General features: G+C 38.0%; 16 protein-coding genes. 10 read left to right on the forward strand and 6 right to left on the reverse strand.

The genetic code is table 11. The features are described 5' to 3' along the window. Positions 1-351 precede the first annotated feature (351 nt). Positions 352-1,290 (forward strand): c-type cytochrome, encoded by a 939-nt coding sequence (locus ACSBPO_RS02865; protein WP_442598579.1) that lies wholly within the window; start codon positions 352-354, stop codon positions 1,288-1,290. A gap of 102 nt (positions 1,291-1,392) precedes the next feature. Beyond that, on the forward strand, positions 1,393-2,094 hold the full coding sequence (locus tag ACSBPO_RS02870; protein ID WP_442598580.1) for a response regulator transcription factor: 702 nt from the start codon (positions 1,393-1,395) through the stop codon (positions 2,092-2,094). A 232-nt stretch (positions 2,095-2,326) separates the two neighbouring features. Here ACSBPO_RS02870 and ACSBPO_RS02875 read toward each other — a convergent pair whose 3' ends face one another. Together ACSBPO_RS02875 and ACSBPO_RS02880 are read right to left on the reverse strand one after the other, a co-directional pair. Beyond that, positions 2,327-2,671 (reverse strand): type II toxin-antitoxin system PemK/MazF family toxin, encoded by a 345-nt coding sequence (locus ACSBPO_RS02875; RefSeq protein WP_442598581.1) that lies wholly within the window; start codon positions 2,669-2,671, stop codon positions 2,327-2,329. Next, positions 2,664-2,879 carry a DUF2281 domain-containing protein gene (locus tag ACSBPO_RS02880; protein ID WP_442598582.1) on the reverse strand — a complete coding sequence of 72 codons (216 nt, stop codon included), beginning with the start codon at positions 2,877-2,879 and terminating at the stop codon, positions 2,664-2,666. Before ACSBPO_RS02880 ends, ACSBPO_RS02875 begins: the two co-directional genes overlap by 8 nt. A gap of 170 nt (positions 2,880-3,049) precedes the next feature. Between ACSBPO_RS02880 and ACSBPO_RS02885 the strand changes: the two genes are divergently transcribed. The 4 genes from ACSBPO_RS02885 (at position 3,050) to ACSBPO_RS02900 (ending at position 4,797) form a co-directional block, all read left to right on the forward strand. Next, on the forward strand, positions 3,050-3,529 hold the full coding sequence (locus ACSBPO_RS02885) for a DinB family protein (protein ID WP_442598583.1): 480 nt from the start codon (positions 3,050-3,052) through the stop codon (positions 3,527-3,529). A gap of 202 nt (positions 3,530-3,731) precedes the next feature. Continuing rightward, positions 3,732-4,097, forward strand: a complete 366-nt coding sequence (locus tag ACSBPO_RS02890; RefSeq protein WP_442598584.1) for a DUF2089 domain-containing protein — start codon at positions 3,732-3,734, stop codon at positions 4,095-4,097. Positions 4,098-4,109: 12 nt separating this feature from the next. After that, positions 4,110-4,505 (forward strand): SHOCT-like domain-containing protein, encoded by a 396-nt coding sequence (locus tag ACSBPO_RS02895; RefSeq protein WP_442598585.1) that lies wholly within the window; start codon positions 4,110-4,112, stop codon positions 4,503-4,505. Positions 4,506-4,515: 10 nt separating this feature from the next. After that, entirely contained in the window at positions 4,516-4,797 is a 282-nt protein-coding gene (locus tag ACSBPO_RS02900; RefSeq protein ID WP_442598586.1) for a hypothetical protein, read from the forward strand. Between the two features lie 35 nt (positions 4,798-4,832). On the opposite strand, the gene ACSBPO_RS02905 is transcribed toward ACSBPO_RS02900, so the two are convergent. Together ACSBPO_RS02905 and ACSBPO_RS02910 are read right to left on the reverse strand one after the other, a co-directional pair. Next, positions 4,833-5,426: an HD domain-containing protein gene (locus ACSBPO_RS02905; RefSeq protein WP_442598587.1), complete on the reverse strand. Its 594-nt coding sequence runs from the start codon at positions 5,424-5,426 to the stop codon at positions 4,833-4,835. Positions 5,427-5,561: 135 nt separating this feature from the next. Then, positions 5,562-6,083: a hypothetical protein gene (locus ACSBPO_RS02910; RefSeq protein ID WP_442598588.1), complete on the reverse strand. Its 522-nt coding sequence runs from the start codon at positions 6,081-6,083 to the stop codon at positions 5,562-5,564. A gap of 207 nt (positions 6,084-6,290) precedes the next feature. Here ACSBPO_RS02910 and ACSBPO_RS02915 point away from each other — a divergent pair, with 207 nt between their 5' ends. From ACSBPO_RS02915 to ACSBPO_RS02930, 4 genes are all read left to right on the forward strand, one after another. After that, a complete protein-coding gene (locus ACSBPO_RS02915; protein ID WP_442598589.1) occupies positions 6,291-7,268 on the forward strand; it encodes a YbgA family protein in 978 nt (325 codons plus the stop codon). Between the two features lie 37 nt (positions 7,269-7,305). Then, positions 7,306-8,046: a DUF4253 domain-containing protein gene (locus ACSBPO_RS02920; RefSeq protein ID WP_442598590.1), complete on the forward strand. Its 741-nt coding sequence runs from the start codon at positions 7,306-7,308 to the stop codon at positions 8,044-8,046. 531 nt (positions 8,047-8,577) lie between these two features. Next, the gene (locus ACSBPO_RS02925) at positions 8,578-10,305 is read left to right on the forward strand and encodes an ABC transporter ATP-binding protein (protein WP_442598591.1); all 1,728 of its coding nucleotides are present in this window, start codon (positions 8,578-8,580) and stop codon (positions 10,303-10,305) included. 1 nt (position 10,306) lies between these two features. Beyond that, positions 10,307-12,166, forward strand: coding sequence for an ABC transporter ATP-binding protein (locus ACSBPO_RS02930; RefSeq protein WP_442598592.1), 1,860 nt, complete (start codon positions 10,307-10,309; stop codon positions 12,164-12,166). A gap of 478 nt (positions 12,167-12,644) precedes the next feature. Here the strand turns inward: ACSBPO_RS02930 and ACSBPO_RS02935 are convergent, their stop codons facing one another. Continuing rightward, positions 12,645-13,349, reverse strand: a complete 705-nt coding sequence (locus ACSBPO_RS02935) for a DUF421 domain-containing protein (protein ID WP_442598593.1) — start codon at positions 13,347-13,349, stop codon at positions 12,645-12,647. A 176-nt stretch (positions 13,350-13,525) separates the two neighbouring features. Further along, positions 13,526-15,523: a S9 family peptidase gene (locus ACSBPO_RS02940; protein WP_442598594.1), complete on the reverse strand. Its 1,998-nt coding sequence runs from the start codon at positions 15,521-15,523 to the stop codon at positions 13,526-13,528. Positions 15,524-15,642 lie beyond the last annotated feature (119 nt).

Here is a 15,642-nt window from a genome sequence, read left to right on the forward strand (position 1 = left end):
TGAGTGGGGAACTCGTGCTTGTTTTTTTTTGAAGACTTGCAGTTATCAACCGTTTTTCAACATTTATCAACCGAATGGAGGATTTTATCAACCTATTTCACCGTGTTATCAACCGCATTTCCAACATATCAACTTCCACTATAAAAATCACCCGCATCCTACTAACAAAATTCCGCTCCAATAGCCACTTTTTGTACATTTGGTGAACGACCCTATAAAATACCCCTGAGTTCACATAACGCTCAATTTTCCTTAACCGAATCTTAACAAACCTTTTGGATAATGAGTTTGTAAAGACGATTCGGAAAAATCTTCTCTAATGAGAAGTCCCCCGATATGGAGAGGAGCTTAATGATGAATAAATTTTTTATTACTTCCGTTGCGGCCATTGTTGCTACGATCGCACTTGGGTTTACTGTATTTTTCTTATTTGTACTAGATTCAAAGGGGCACCCAGCTGTAAGTTCAGCAGCACCAGCAACGCCAGTAGAACAAACAGAAGCAAAGCCAGAACATCCTTATTTACCACCTAGTATGGACGATGTTCCTGCAGGGGAAGAAGGGGAATTAATCAAATTAGGGTTAAAAGAACATAATGAAACAAATACAGTTTTAGATGGTAATGTAGGAAACAATTTAAGCTGTGCAAGCTGTCATGCGGATGGTGGAGTTGGATCATCCCTTGACCTAGTAGGTATTTCCAAAACGTATCCACAATACAATCCACGTGCTGGAAAAGTAGTTACCATCGAAGACCGTATCAATGGTTGTTTTAAAAGAAGTATGAATGGTAAGCCACTTCCATTAGATAGCAAGGAAATGAAAGCGATGGTTGCTTATTATAACTATATTTCAAGCAATGTTCCAGATGGTACGAAAGAAAGACCTTGGGCTAAAGTGCCAAAAGTTGAAGGTGATTTAGCTAAGTTAGATGTGAATGCCGGCCGAGAACTTTACAATAAAGCCTGCATTACCTGTCATGGTGTAGGTGGCGACGGTGGTGCGACTGGACTTCCTCTTTGGGGAGAAAAATCCTATAACATTGGGGCGGGAATGGCACGTGTAAGAACAGCAGGAGCTTTTATTAAAAATTTCATGCCAAAAGCACCAATGGGCGGATATGAAGCAGGTTCCTTTACAGATGAAGAAGCAATGAATATCGCAGCATACATTAACTCTATGGATAGACCTGATTTTCCTGACAAAATTTATGACTGGCCAAAAGGTGACGCACCAGATGATGCAGCCTATGAAACACTTGCAGGGAAAAAAGGTGCGGAAAAGAAATAAATAGCGAATGACCCGTTTCACACGGGTCATTTTTGTATATAGAACACAACCTTTTGTGAATCTCTTTTTAATCATTATAATAGAGGCAAGGGGCTGAAGAACGTGGAAGATAAAAAATTAAGAGGGAAAACCATTTTAATTATAGATAGCAATAGTGAAAATAGAGCGGTGTTAAGATTTCATCTGATTAGGCAAGGTTTTGAAATATTGGAGGCAGTGGATGGGGAAACGGCTCGTGAAATGTATATAAAACACGATCCCTGTTTTGTGCTTCTAGAAACATCTCTGCCTGATATAGATGGACTCGAAGTTTGCTCCTGGATGCGTTACGAACTGGACAGTAATGTGCCGATTATCATTGTATCGTCTAAAAATACTGACTTGGATCGGATTGAAGGACTGAAACAAGGGGCAGATGACTACATCGGTAAACCATATAATTTAGAGGAACTATTGGTCAGAATTGAAACGGTTTTACGAAGAACGGCCAATCGCTGCAGTAAACTAAGTTATAAAGGATTAACAATTAAACCGTTAAAAGGAATCGTGAAATTCCGCGATGAAGTACTAGATTTAACCCATTTTGAATATAGGTTGTTATATCTTTTTATGACCCACCCAGATCAAATTTTTTCAAGGGAACAAATCATCAATACCATTTATAAAAAGAATGAAAAGGTAATCAATGAAAGAACAGTAGATGTTCATATCAAGAATTTAAGAGAAAAAATTGCCCTTTATACAGATTATCCTTATATCGTGACATTAAGAGGGATTGGGTATAAGTTTACAACGGAAGGTTAAGAGAAATGTGTCAGGCACCCCAATGATGGCGGTGTCTTTTTTAACGATTTATATCGCTTTCTTGCTTGTAGGATGGCCATTGATTGGCTTTTTATATAGAAAAAATTAACCAGCTTTCTGTAGGGATTTTTGAGGTGTCGAACAGGTGAGAGAGGAGTTTATGAATGGACTAATTCTAGTATACTGCTTGTTTTTAGTTGTGAAATTTAAGTGATTGGATGAATTTGTGAAATTATTTATTAGTATTCAAAACATCGTTTAGTTTAATGATAACTTTATGTAAAATATCAGGTATTACTTCTCCGTATTTTTTCAGGATGATTGTTTTGGAAAGAGAATAAATTTTGTCAGACCTAATGGAAGAAGTTAATTTAAGGGAACCTTTTACAAGATCATCTGAGTTAATGACAACGGAATAATCCAAGTCTTTAAGTTGTGAAGTAATGGCAGCTACGAGAAGGTCGTTGGTTAATTGATTGTAGGAATTATTTGAAATGATTAGAACAGGACGTTGCTTTCTTTGTGACAGATCGCTAAAAGGAACAGGTACAAAAACAATTTCACCTTGTTTATACATTATTCCATACCTCATCGTCTAAGTCATTATCCCAAAAATCTAGACTAGATTCACTTGTCTTCGTTAAATCTTTGGTCAATTCTTTTTCTTTTTTTGATTTTATATGCTCGGCAAAATCCAAAATCTTTGCTACTTCACTTTCAGGTATCTCCTCAATAATTTTTAGTAATCGTTCTTTTGCTGTATTCATTTCTCCACCTACTTTCATATCTATCTCATTCCATTATAGCACTTTGCCTTTTGTTACAAAATACAGGAGACTAACTTTCGAATTTATCTAGTTTTTCACATGAATAACAATATAATGATGAGATAAAATGAATAATTATATCTCTTTTTAAATATATTTTGGTGATAAGGATAGATGGGGGAATGGCGATGCAATTAAAAGAACTGATTCAAAAACAGTTGGAATTTAGTTATGGTACCGAAGATTGGTATCCGCCGCTAAAAGATGCTCTAACGGGACTTACGGCTGAACAAGCAAACTGGAAGCCTGAAGGTGTTGCGGTCAATTCGATATGGGAAAATGCTAGTCATATTCTTTTTTATAAGGAAAGATTACTAGCACAACTCCAAGGAGAGACTTTTCAACACAGTGCACAAGATAATGATGATACTTTTCAATACTGTACCGAGTTGGCTTGGGAAGAGATGCTTGTTCGATGTAATGACAATCAAAACAAGCTTGAAAAATTGATTGGTAGCTTCACGGAAGAAGATTTTAATAAAGAGTTTAATGGAAAGAGCTTTTCTAAAATGATCTCCAGTATTAATATGCATGATGCCTACCATACGGGCCAAATCATTCAAATAAGAAAACTTCAAGGGTCATGGCCAGAAAAAAGAGCTTTTTAAATATGAAAAAAAGGAGAGGGACAGAATCCTCTCCTTTTTTTTATGTATATAGTTTTGAAATGGAAGTTGATACTTGAATATTAAATTATTTAATATTATAATTAAATTATTAAAAAATAAATCAATAAAATATTAAATTATTTTATCATCTTTTTAATTAATTCAATATATAATGAAAACAAAGTGAAGGAAGGAGTTTAAAATGAGCTATCCAGTCATCACCAATTGCCCAGTTTGCAGCAAAACGTTAAAAATAACAAAGCTTCATTGTGCTCATTGTCACACCACCATAGAAAATGAATTTGAATTAACGAAATTAGCATCGTTAACTCAGGAACAACTATATTTTATTGAAGTTTTTCTAGCATGTAGAGGAAATATCAAAGAGGTCGAAAAAGAACTGAGCATTTCTTATCCAACTGTACGTGGGAAGCTAAATGACATTATTTCAGCCCTAGGATACGAACAGAAAAAGAAAAATGATGTGGATGAAAAAAAGATCATTGCGATGTTAGAAGCTGGAGAAATCACTTCGGAAGAAGCGATTAAACTTTTAAAAGAAGAATAGGAGGAACTGGAGATGAATGTAGAAATTGAAAAAGTATTAACAATGGTTCAAGAGGGGAAAATTGATTCTCAGAAGGCGTCAGAGCTTATTGATGTTTTAAAAGCAAAACAGGAGAGAAGTGGCCTTCCTTCCAAAGGAAGTAATTACGTAGAAAAAACGCTAAAAATCCGTGTCGTCTCAGAAGAAAATGATAGAGTGAGTGTCAATTTGCCGATTAAATTAGTCAAAGTTGTATTATTAGCTGGACATAGCATCGCCTCAAGTATTCCACAGTCTGAAAAGTATGTGAAGGATATTAAAAAAGAAGATATCGACCTTATTTTAAAAGCAATCGAAAACGAAATAGATGGTCAAATTATCGAAGTAAATTCAGCCAATGGTGATATCGTCACCGTCAGCATTGAATAGTGGCATAAATATGATAGATATAAAAGTCAAAACAAAGGACAAAAACTTCACCGTTCCAATTCCATACACGATTCTCAATCTGGGTATTTCTGTCCTTTCATCAAAAACTATCACGCGCCTCATAAACAGTCGGACCAAAAAGGCTATGAATGATAAAGAAATTAATTTCACTATTCCACAAATAGACAAAAGACTGCTCAAACAATTGATAGGAGAATTGAAAAATCATAAAGGAACAGATCTTGTTCATGTGAAATCGAAAGATGGATCAGAAATTACGATTAAGTTATAAAGAAGGAGAGGGTAGATTCCCTCTCCTTTTTCTAGTTATTTTTCTAAATACCCTTTCCGAACTGCATCATGAATTAAGTCTTCTGCAAACTTCCAAAGCTCCTTAGAGCCCCATTCAATTTGCTTATTTTTGTCTAAAACGCGGTCGCTAGTAAGACCATGCTTTTTCCACGTGTGACCTTCTGTATAATAATTATGTAATAGTGGATGGAGGCGATCTAATGCTCCAGCAAATCTAGCTTCAGGCGTTTCCTTAGTTTCAAATTCACGCCATAATGAAAAATACTCTTCTTGCTGATCAGCCGGGAGTAAACCAAAAAGACGTTTAGCAGCCTTCAGTTCCCGTTCTTCTTTATCCATATATCCCTGTTCGTCATAAAGAAAAGTATCTCCTGCATCAATTTCCACCAAATCATGAATTAAAATCATCTTTAATACTTTTAAAATATCAAGATGAGCATCGTTTGCATGCTCTAACAAAATAATCGCCATTACAGATAAATGCCAAGTATGCTCCGCGTCATTTTCGTTACGGCTTTTATCCATAATAAAGGACTGTCTGAAGATAGATTTCAACTTGTCAATTTCCACAATAAATTGAATTTGATCTAATAGTCTCTGATTATTCATGAATGCTCCTTCTTTTTGATTTATTTGTATTGCCTTCATATTACTTTAGCAAAATTACTAGAATCTAAGCTACTTTTTGGCTTTTACTCGAAGTGACAGTATAAGAAGACACTCCCAGGAAAGGGAGTGCCTTTTTTAATTAATGTCTGTGGAACAATCCAATGTCATTCCATTAACGGTGCTTTTTAAAATATCGCTGAATACAATGGCCGTGACATTATTGTAATTATGGTATAGGTCTGTTAAATCATCGTTAAAAAATTGAACTACAGACTTAGTGAAAACGGGGAAAACATTAGTTGGGGCATTCGGGTCAGGTGATACTCGTTGGACGATACTTTTCACAAAAAGGGGATTTCCAGATAACCCAGCTGTCACAATATCGGATAATTCAATTGGAGAATGAACAGTCTTACCTTGATATGAGACACCTTGATTGTTTATTACTTGGACCAATACACTTATGTTTCCCATTTGATGTGTATCCGCGATAATGGTTGTAAGGGCACTGCCCTTTTTGTCGTCGTCGACTACAATGTTAATTTGGTAAGGATTTTGGCTGACATCTAAATTTTCAATATGAATGGAAGGATCCTTCCCAATTGTATTTTTTATTTCATTCCACAATGTATACCAGGGTGGAGATAATCTTGTCATTGTTATCTTCCTTTCAAGCTATAATTCAAAGTATATTCCAACAAGAAGATAGTGTTCGTACATCTTTTAAAATGTACGATTAGAGTGGGACTTTTTGGTTTTTGATAGATCAATTACCTTTATTTTTTAAAATCTAAGGATAGAATAAGACAAGAAATAAACACGGGTCTAATCTAACTCCAACATGTGATTAAAATGAGGGATGATATGAATCAGTTTGTTAAACCGAAAGTGGTGGTGAGTAAATGCTTGGAATTTGCCGAGTGCAGGTACAATGGAGATGTTATTTCTGACCCATTGGTGAGGAGACTTCAAGCATTTGTAGATTTTTACCCAGTATGTCCTGAGGTAGAGATTGGCCTTGGGATCCCTAGAGAAACCATTCGAATAGTCGAAACGGAGGGGGTTCGTCAACTAGTTCAACCTTCAACTGAAAAAGATCTTACCTCCGAAATGGAATCCTTTTCTAGACAATTTTTACACCAATTAAATGATATAGACGGATTTATTTTAAAGAGTAAATCACCTACCTGTGGGATAAAAGATGTAAAGGTTTATAGTGGTTTAAGTAGGGCCCCTGTTATCGGAAAAGACAGTGGTTATTTTGGAAAAGCGGTATTAGAGCATTTTGGTTCTTACGGTATTGAGGAAGAAGGCAGATTAAGTAATTTCTCGATTCGGGAGCACTTTCTGACTAAAATATTTACCTATGCAGCGTTTAGGGAACTCAAAAATCATCCAGAGCTTCACATTAAGCCTTTAATAGATTTTCATTCGAAAAATAAATACCTCTTTATGGCTTACAATCAAGCAGCCCTTAAAGAAATGGGGCAAATAGTCGCTAGTCATAAACAACAACCGATCCATACGATTTACCAAGCTTATGAGAAACAATTACATCGTCTTTTTGCACGTAAGCCAAGAGATCAATCCAATATCAATGTATGTCAACATATTGCCGGTTATTTCAAGCAGCAGCTCTCCGATGATGAGAAGCAATTTTTTGCTGAAATGCTTGAAAAATATAGAAACGATAAAGTTCCGTTAAGCAGTTTAACTAGTGTTTTAAAATCGTGGGTCATTCGCTTTAAAAATGACTACTTAAAAGTTCAAACCTTTTTTGAACCTTATCCAGAAGAACTGGTGGAAATTAGTGATTCGGGTAAGGGAAGGGAGTATAGCTGACTGGCATTGGAGCGGCAATTTTAAGGGGGGGAAGTTGATGGGGATTTTTGATAAATTTCGTAAGCGAAAAAAAGATGTCATCAAAGAAATCGCGGATCATTTGAGTTTCGAATATGAAATTCTAGAAGTAAAAAATATTCAAGATACGATGAATAGCTATCAGCAAGCGCTTCATCAAGGTAAACAAGAAGGATTCACGCCCATTTTCATCGTTCCTTCTGAACTAATGGTAGAGATCTTTAATAAAGATGAGAAAGAATATCCAGAAGATCATCCCGAGACCATTTTAACCAAGGCGAAGGATATCGATGAAACAGCATTATTTAAACGGATGCTTGCGGATGTCATGCCTGATGAGGATGACGACGAAGAAGATATGGTGGGTGAGTTTACAGTTAGTGAACAGTTAAACAATTTTCGATCATTAGAAGATTTCGTGAATCAAAAATTAATTCTCGCAAAAGTTCCAACGGATAAACCTTGGGAAGCAGCGGCTTGGATCCCAATGGGAGGGTTCAATGAATGCCCTTTACCAGAGGAACAAGTAGCTGTTTTTAAATATTGGTACGATAAGTATGGAGCAATACCTGCATTAGTAACCCATGATGTGTGGGAACTTTATGTTGAACACCCGCCTACAACGCAGGAGGAATCGGAAGCATTGGCATGGGAACAGTTTGGATTTTGTCCGGATATTGTGTATCAAGGCGTTGGAACCGTCAAAGAATTAGCGGGTACCCTTATTCATTCAAGGGTATGGTTCTTCTGGTGGGATTAATTAGGGCTAATTAGAAAAGAACGAAGCTAGCGAAACTTTCTAGCTTCTTTTTTGTTACGAAAAAAGAGGCATTTTCTTTTAGGCTATGGTATCACTAAATGTTGATTTCAATGTGTTTGCAAAATAAACGGAAGAATTCCGTTTATTTTGGGAAATACCTATATTTCCTTAAAAATAAGGGGAGTTTTTCCGGCTATCCTATCCATACCTTTGGATTTCTGTCGTATTAAGAGCCGTTAATCGGAATTTCTCCGCTTATATCTGCTTCTTTAGCTTTCTCATATACATTAGCCGGAAATTCTCCGCCTATTATTTCTCGTACCTACACGAAAATCAACAATGAATACTTTTAAAAAACAAAGGCAATTTATTTCGATAATCGGAACTTCAAAACTGAAATTTATTTAAAAAGTGATATTATAGTAATAGACAAAAATATCATTTTCAGAATTTTCATATAGGTTCTTAATGCTGCACCGAATAGGTTCGACAAACTTTGGGAAGTGACAGGCACCTAAGAGGGGATTGGGTATGGGAAATTTCAGCAAGTACATAAAAAAATACTGGAAGCCATTTAGCGCTGCGGTATTATTTCTTACGCTAGAGGCGGTTTGTGATTTACTTCAGCCTACGATTATGGCGAAGATCGTGGATGTGGGGGTAGTGAATCGGGATTTAGATTATGTGTTAAAAATGGGAGCCGTGATGCTTGGGGTAACTTTGTTAGGTGCGGTAGCTGCTTCCACTAGAAGTATCCTGGCAAGTATCACTTCACAAAATTTTGGCACAGAATTGCGGTTCGATTTATTTCGAAAAATTCAACAGCTCTCTTTTAAAAATATTAACCGCTATGACCGAGCTTCCTTGATCACAAGATTAACGAACGATGTCGGACAGGTCCAGATGTTCGTAAACGGCCTGATGAGAATTTTCGTTAAAGCACCTTTATTAGCAATTGGCGGGCTGATTATGGCGACAAGGTTAAACGTCCATCTTTCTATTGTTTTGGCCGTTGTCGTTCCGATGGTTGCTGTTTTGATTATCATCAATATGAGACTGAGCATACCACTTTTTTCAAAGGTACAAGGTGCCCTAGATAAAGTGAACGGGGTAATGAGAGAGTATTTATCTGGTGTACGAGTAGTGAAGGCATTTAATCGTTTTGATTATGAAATTGAAAAATTTAGCGGGTTTAATGAAGAATTTCAAAATCGATCCATCACCGCGGCACGTGTAATCGCCACCTTTGCACCAATGATTATGTTAGTGATGAATTTAGGAATTGTAGTTGTTTTATGGGTTGGAGGCTTTGGAGTTGAAAAAGGGACCATCCAAGTCGGGCATGTTATTGCCTTTACGAACTATATGACACAAATACTTTTTTCCTTAATGATGATATCAATGGTTTTTAACATGTTTGTTCGTGCGAAAACATCAGCAAGCAGAATTGGAGAAGTGTTAGCCGAAGAAGATGACATGACGTGGAAAAACGAGACGACTACCGGTGTGGAAAAAGGTGGAAGAGTTGATTTCGAGAATGTCTCTTTTTCCTATGAAGGAGCATCCGGAGATCCTGTTCTGAAAAATATTAGCTTTACCTGTCTGCCAGGAGAAACCGTTGGAATCATTGGTTCGACTGGTTCAGGAAAAAGTAGCCTTGTGGGTCTCATCCCGCGTTTTTACGATATAACAAGTGGAAAAATTAAAATTAACGGGGAAGACATCAGTCAAATTAACCCGAAAGCGTTACGAGAGAAAGTAGCGATCGTTCCTCAAAAAGCAATCTTGTTTACGGGAACAGTCATCGAAAATATTCGCTGGGGGCGTGAAGATGCTACTCAGGAAGAAATCGAATTAGCGGCCACAATAGCGGATGCCCATCGATTTATTATGGAATCGCCGGAAGCGTATGATACTCGGATTGGGCAAGGTGGAGTTAATTTTTCAGGTGGTCAGAAACAGAGAATGTCCATTGCCAGAGCTCTTATCAAGAAGCCAGAAATTTTAATACTCGATGATAGTACAAGTGCTGTCGATGTGACAACAGAAGCTAAGATTAAAGATTCCTTGAAAAAGTACGCTGAGGGACTGACCTGTCTTCTGATTGCCCAACGGATTACCTCTGTCATGGATGCCGACCGAATTATAGTGTTAGATGATGGAGTATTAGTGGGGAATGGAAAACATAATGATTTATTAAAAACCTGCCATACCTATCAAGAAATCTACCAGTCACAGTTTGGTAAGGAGGTGCTGTAACATGTCTGAGAAAACAAATCAGAATCAAAAAAATCAAAACGTTCCAGCTCTTCCTGGCCGTCCGGGCGGTGCTGCCCATTTGCGGGGACAGGTGGTAAAACCTAAGGATTTTAAGGGTACCTTGAAAAGGCTCTGGTCTTATTTTGGAAAAGAGAGAAAGCTTTTAACAACCGTTTTCTTCTTTATTTTAATCGATTCCGCCATTGTCCTGTCTGCACCATTTTTAATAGGGAAAGCGGTTGATGCGATGTCCTTAGAAAAAAGGGTCGATTTTGGATTACTCCATGTGGTGATCGTGACACTTTTAATCGCCTATCTCGCTAGCGCCATTTTGAACTTTTCACAAGGCTGGCTGATGTCAGGAGTTGCTCAGCGGATTGTGAAGAGATTAAGAAGTCATCTTTTTCAAAAGCTGCAAAAGCTACCGGTATCCTTCTTTGATTCTCGTACACATGGAGAATTGATGAGTCGATTGACGAACGATATTGATAACGTCAGCAATACGATTTCTCAATCTACGACCCAGTTAATGTCAGGCTCGATTATTATTCTAGGGTCACTGGTGATGATGATCGTCTTAAGCCCGATTTTAACATTGGCCAGTCTAGTTACGGTGCCTTTAGTCTTTCTTTTAACAAAATCGATTGCCAAAAAAACAAGAGTATTATTTAGAAACCAACAAAAAGAGCTGGGAATGCTAAATGGTCATATTGAAGAAACGATTTCCGGTTTAGAAGTCGTGAAGGCTTTTAATCATGAGGAAAAGGCGATTGCCGAATTTGAAGAAATCAATACGAGACTGCGAAACGTCGGAACAAAGGCACAAATAGCCGCAGGATTTTTAATGCCAATCATGAATGTCATCAATAACTTTGGTTTTACCATTTTGGCAGTGGTTGGGGGATACTTAGCCGTTGAAAATATGATCACGATTGGTGTCATTGCGAGTTTTATCACGTACTCCCGTCAATTTGTTAGACCATTAAACGATTTGGCTAATATCTTTAATATTTTACAATCAGGAATTGCCGGGGCAGAAAGAGTATTTGAAATCCTGGATGGGGAAGAAGAACCTGCGGACCGTCGAGATGCTATTTCTCTAGAAAACCCTAATGGTGTGGTGGAATTTAAAAATGTTAGCTTTGGCTACCGGAATGATGTTCCAATTTTAAAAAATGTAAGCTTCAAGTCTGAAGCAGGCAGCAGCACAGCTTTAATTGGTCCAACCGGTGCAGGTAAAACGACAATCGTGAATCTACTAACCCGATTCTATGATGTGACGGAAGGGGAAATCCTGATAGACGGCCGTGATATCAGAGAATATACAAGAGAAAGTTTGCGAAAATGCTTTGGAATTGTTCTTCAGGACACGTATTTGTTTTCGGGAACGATTATGGAAAATATTAAATATGGTAATCCGAATGCAACCAATGAAGAAGTGTATGCAGCAGCGCGTATGGCGAATGCGGACCTATTCATTAATCGTTTGCCGAAAAGATATGATACCGTCCTATCGGAAAATGGCGGAAATTTAAGCCATGGACAACGACAATTATTGGCGATTGCAAGGGTCATCCTTAGCCAGCCGTCCTTGCTTATTTTGGACGAAGCGACGAGCAGCATCGATACCCGTACTGAGCTGCATATCCAAGATGCCTTGGCGAATGTGATGAAAGGACGAACGAGTTTTATCATTGCTCACAGATTGAACACCATTCGCGATGCCGATACGATTATGGTCATTCAAAACGGAGAAATTGCCGAAAAAGGCAATCATGATGAACTGATGACACAAGAGGGAGTCTATCATCAGATGATTTCCAATCAATTTAAATCGCTGCAGCAAGTGGAGAATTTTTAGAATGGTAGTGCCTGCTTTCCTATTGGGGGGAGCAGGCTTGTTTTTTTTTGGGGGGAGGTGTGTGTGCTTTGATGTGTGTTTGCTTGCGGACAGAGAATCCGCTAATCCCGTAAAAATCGCTTTTTTAGGGTTTATAGGACAGAGGATCCGCTAATCTCATAAAAACACCATTTTCATAGTTATAGGACAGAGAATCCGCTAAACCCGTAAAAATCATCATTTTTCAATGTTTATAGGACAGAGAATCCGTTATATACGAAAAATAAGAGGAAAAGCCATACTTTTCATGCAATAGCGGAACCACAGTCCGATAACCCTAGTAAAATCAGACTTTTTCGTTGAATAGCGGAATGTGTGTCCTTTAAAACGTATAGGCCAATTTTTAACCCACAATGATCAACTTAAGCAGAGCTAGATGTTTAACTAATGAAACAATGCCTGCCCCTAACAAGCAACCAAGCATGTAGGGACAGGCATTTTACATATATAAAAACACCTTAATATTCTCTTTCTTATCTATGGTAGCTAGCAGTACGTTTTTTACATCGGTTTGATATAAGCGTTTTAAATTGGATACTAGCCAATCTTCATCCTTTTGGATTTGTTTTAACTCCTTTAAATTAATAATACCTTCCTTTATGATCACTCTTGGCATATCAAAAGGCTCTGTATGTATTTTCATGGAGTCAGGTGTAAGGGGTTCGTACTTTGGATCTAAAAAAACGGAAATCTTTCCGTCAGCCTCCCAAATGGCTAAGGCTACCTTCTTTACATCTTCCACTTTAGCTTCTCGTAATTCTTCTAATAAAATATCAACGGAAATTCGTGCTTTTTTTAATCCTTTATGAAGAATTTCTCCATTTTGAACAATGTTGATCGGCTTAGGATTCACTAGTCTTCTAAAAGTTGGCCATTTTAGAATCATAAAAATGCCAAGAAGATACAAGATGACTAATACAATAGTTGAAATAATGGACCCTTTCATTTCAAGGTGTTCATCTGATAAAGGGTGGGCAATAATGTTTCCGATCACTAATGCCATGAGAAAATCAAGTGGTCTTAATTGTGAGATGGCACGCTGACCTAATACTCTAGTAACAATTAATAAAAAAATAAAAGCAATAATCGCACGAAGAGCCCACTCTATGGCAGTTAACGTATCCTGGCTCTGATAAAAATCCATACAAGGCACATCCTTTTCACTAGTATGCTATCACTTAGTTTGACACAGATGTACCTTTGGTAACCCTTAATCGTTAAAAAATGAGAATGCTACCTAACTGAGTAAAACAAAAATCGAAAGACCGAAAAAAAGAGAAAGAGCCCATTGAGCTCTTTCTCATCTATCTTTTTCTATTCTTAATTTCTACGATCATCAAACCAACCAATTAAATGGTTTAAACGTTCTAAGCGGTGCTTTGGTTTACCAGAACGAGAAAGGTCATGGTTCTCATCAGGGAAACGAACAAATTTCGTATCCACACCTAGACGCTTAAGAGCCACATACCATTGCTCCGCTTGCTCCATTGGACAGCGTAGGTCTTGCTCGCTGTGCAGGATAAGAGTTGGTGTTTTAACATTACGAGCATAGTGAAGTGGGGATAGCTCTAATAGCTTATGGGCATCATCCCAAAGATCCGCATGTCCGTGCTGCCATTCGGTGAAGAAGAAACCAATGTCACTTGTTCCGTAGAAGCTGTGCCAGTTACAGATACTGCGTTGTGTAACCGCTGCTTTGAAACGGTCTGTACGAGTGACAACCACGTTAGTCATATAGCCGCCGTAGCTTCCGCCCGTAACAAATAATTGGTCTTCATCGATGTAGTTAAAGTTGGCTAAAGCGTAATCGACACCAGCCATAATATCTTCGTAGTCCATACCGCCGTAATCACCAATAACCGCATTGACGAAGTCATGACCATAGCCATGGCTTCCTCTTGGATTCGTGTAAAGAACGACATACCCTTTAGAGGCCATTAACTGCATTTCATGGTGTAGACCATTTCCATAAGCCGTTGCTGGACCGCCATGAATTTCAAGAATCATTGGATATTTTTTACCTTCTTCAAAACCATGAGGCTTTAATACCCAGCCTTCAACATTCCAGCCATCTGTACTCTTATAATGGAAGTTTTCAGGAGTGCTTAAATACACTTCAGTATAAAGCTCCTGGTTCCAATCAGTTAGTTTTACCACATTAGCGACATTATTTAAATCCTGAGTTACAACGTCTCCTGTTGAATGAGGAGTAGCCAGAACAAGAACCGCTTGGTCATCACTTACGATATCGTAAGAAGTAACCACTCCAACGGTAGGGGATAATGCAGCGGAAACCTCACCTTCAAGGTTTACCTTGAATAACTGGCAATCGCCGCCAACCGTTGCACTAAAGTAGATGTTCGAGCTTGTTGCGTCCCAAATAACGCGGTATTCTGCCGTATCATACTTTGCATCCACACCAACTAGGTCGCCAACCGTGTAATCGAAGCCTTCTGTTAAATTCGTTAATTCACCTGTTTCAACTGAAAGCAGGAGAACGTTCGCATTCCCTTGACTTCTTTCACCACGTGCATGGCCCACAGCTGCTAGCCATTTACCGTCTGGAGAAACAGAAGGGGAATGGACATAACCATTTCCTTGGTATAAAAGAGCTTCTTCTTTTGAAGCAATATCGTATTTCCAAACAGCAGGGAGGTAGCCCCACTCTTTATCTTCCGCCTTCGTTGCAACGTAGAATAAAGTTTTTCCATCAGGAGAGAAACGTGGTTGACCAAAATCATGTTCTCCGTCTGTCACCTTTGTATAAGACTTCGTTTCAACATCAAATAAGTAAACATGCTTACGGTCGTCGTTATAAATACCAACTCCGTCACCTTTGTAACGAAGTCTCGTAATGACCTTCACATCACTCTTGTCTTCTTTTTTCTCTTCGTCCTTATCAGAGGTAAGCTTAAATTCACCATGAACAGTAAGCGCAAGCTGCTTTCCGTCTGGAGACCAAACAAATTCGCCAACTCCTTGCTTTACGTCTGTTAATTGAATCGCTTCTCCACCATCTGTATGTAAAAGCCAAACTTGATTTTTTCCTGTGCGGTTAGAACGGAACGCAATGGCACTTCCATCTGGAGACCACTTTGGCGCTGCATCCTTCACTAAGCTATCCTTTGAATAATGAGAGGTAAACTGTCGGCCCTTCCCACTTAAATCAGTCACATAAATATAAGAATAATAGCCATCTTTTTCGTGATCCACATGTGTTAAAACATAGGCTACTTTGTCTTTAGTAGGGGAAACTTGAGGATCACCGACAAACTTAAATTTACATAAATCTTCTGCTGTAACAGGACGTTTCGTCATTTTAATTACCTCCAAATTTGTAAACTATGAATCTATTTTATCATTTCGACAGGCGAAATAGAACGTAATTTTCGAAATAAAAAGAATATTTATTTTAAGATGAAATGGTATAAGGTTTT

This window comes from Neobacillus sp. D3-1R, from assembly GCF_052180215.1.
In the GTDB taxonomy this organism is placed as follows: Bacteria; Bacillota; Bacilli; order Bacillales; family Cytobacillaceae; genus Pseudoneobacillus.

Coding starts and splice junctions, on each gene's coding strand:
- ACSBPO_RS02925 (WP_442598591.1), top strand. CDS start 8,578: ATGGGAAATTTCAGCAAGTACATAAAAAAATACTGGAAGCCATTTAGC.
- ACSBPO_RS02935 (WP_442598593.1), bottom strand. CDS start 13,349: ATGGATTTTTATCAGAGCCAGGATACGTTAACTGCCATAGAGTGGGCT.
- ACSBPO_RS02880 (WP_442598582.1), bottom strand. CDS start 2,879: ATGAAAGTAGGTGGAGAAATGAATACAGCAAAAGAACGATTACTAAAA.
- ACSBPO_RS02910 (WP_442598588.1), bottom strand. CDS start 6,083: ATGACAAGATTATCTCCACCCTGGTATACATTGTGGAATGAAATAAAA.
- ACSBPO_RS02865 (WP_442598579.1), top strand. CDS start 352: ATGATGAATAAATTTTTTATTACTTCCGTTGCGGCCATTGTTGCTACG.
- ACSBPO_RS02920 (WP_442598590.1), top strand. CDS start 7,306: ATGGGGATTTTTGATAAATTTCGTAAGCGAAAAAAAGATGTCATCAAA.
- ACSBPO_RS02915 (WP_442598589.1), top strand. CDS start 6,291: ATGAATCAGTTTGTTAAACCGAAAGTGGTGGTGAGTAAATGCTTGGAA.
- ACSBPO_RS02890 (WP_442598584.1), top strand. CDS start 3,732: ATGAGCTATCCAGTCATCACCAATTGCCCAGTTTGCAGCAAAACGTTA.
- ACSBPO_RS02930 (WP_442598592.1), top strand. CDS start 10,307: ATGTCTGAGAAAACAAATCAGAATCAAAAAAATCAAAACGTTCCAGCT.
- ACSBPO_RS02895 (WP_442598585.1), top strand. CDS start 4,110: ATGAATGTAGAAATTGAAAAAGTATTAACAATGGTTCAAGAGGGGAAA.
- ACSBPO_RS02905 (WP_442598587.1), bottom strand. CDS start 5,426: ATGAATAATCAGAGACTATTAGATCAAATTCAATTTATTGTGGAAATT.
- ACSBPO_RS02875 (WP_442598581.1), bottom strand. CDS start 2,671: ATGTATAAACAAGGTGAAATTGTTTTTGTACCTGTTCCTTTTAGCGAT.
- ACSBPO_RS02885 (WP_442598583.1), top strand. CDS start 3,050: ATGCAATTAAAAGAACTGATTCAAAAACAGTTGGAATTTAGTTATGGT.
- ACSBPO_RS02900 (WP_442598586.1), top strand. CDS start 4,516: ATGATAGATATAAAAGTCAAAACAAAGGACAAAAACTTCACCGTTCCA.
- ACSBPO_RS02940 (WP_442598594.1), bottom strand. CDS start 15,523: ATGACGAAACGTCCTGTTACAGCAGAAGATTTATGTAAATTTAAGTTT.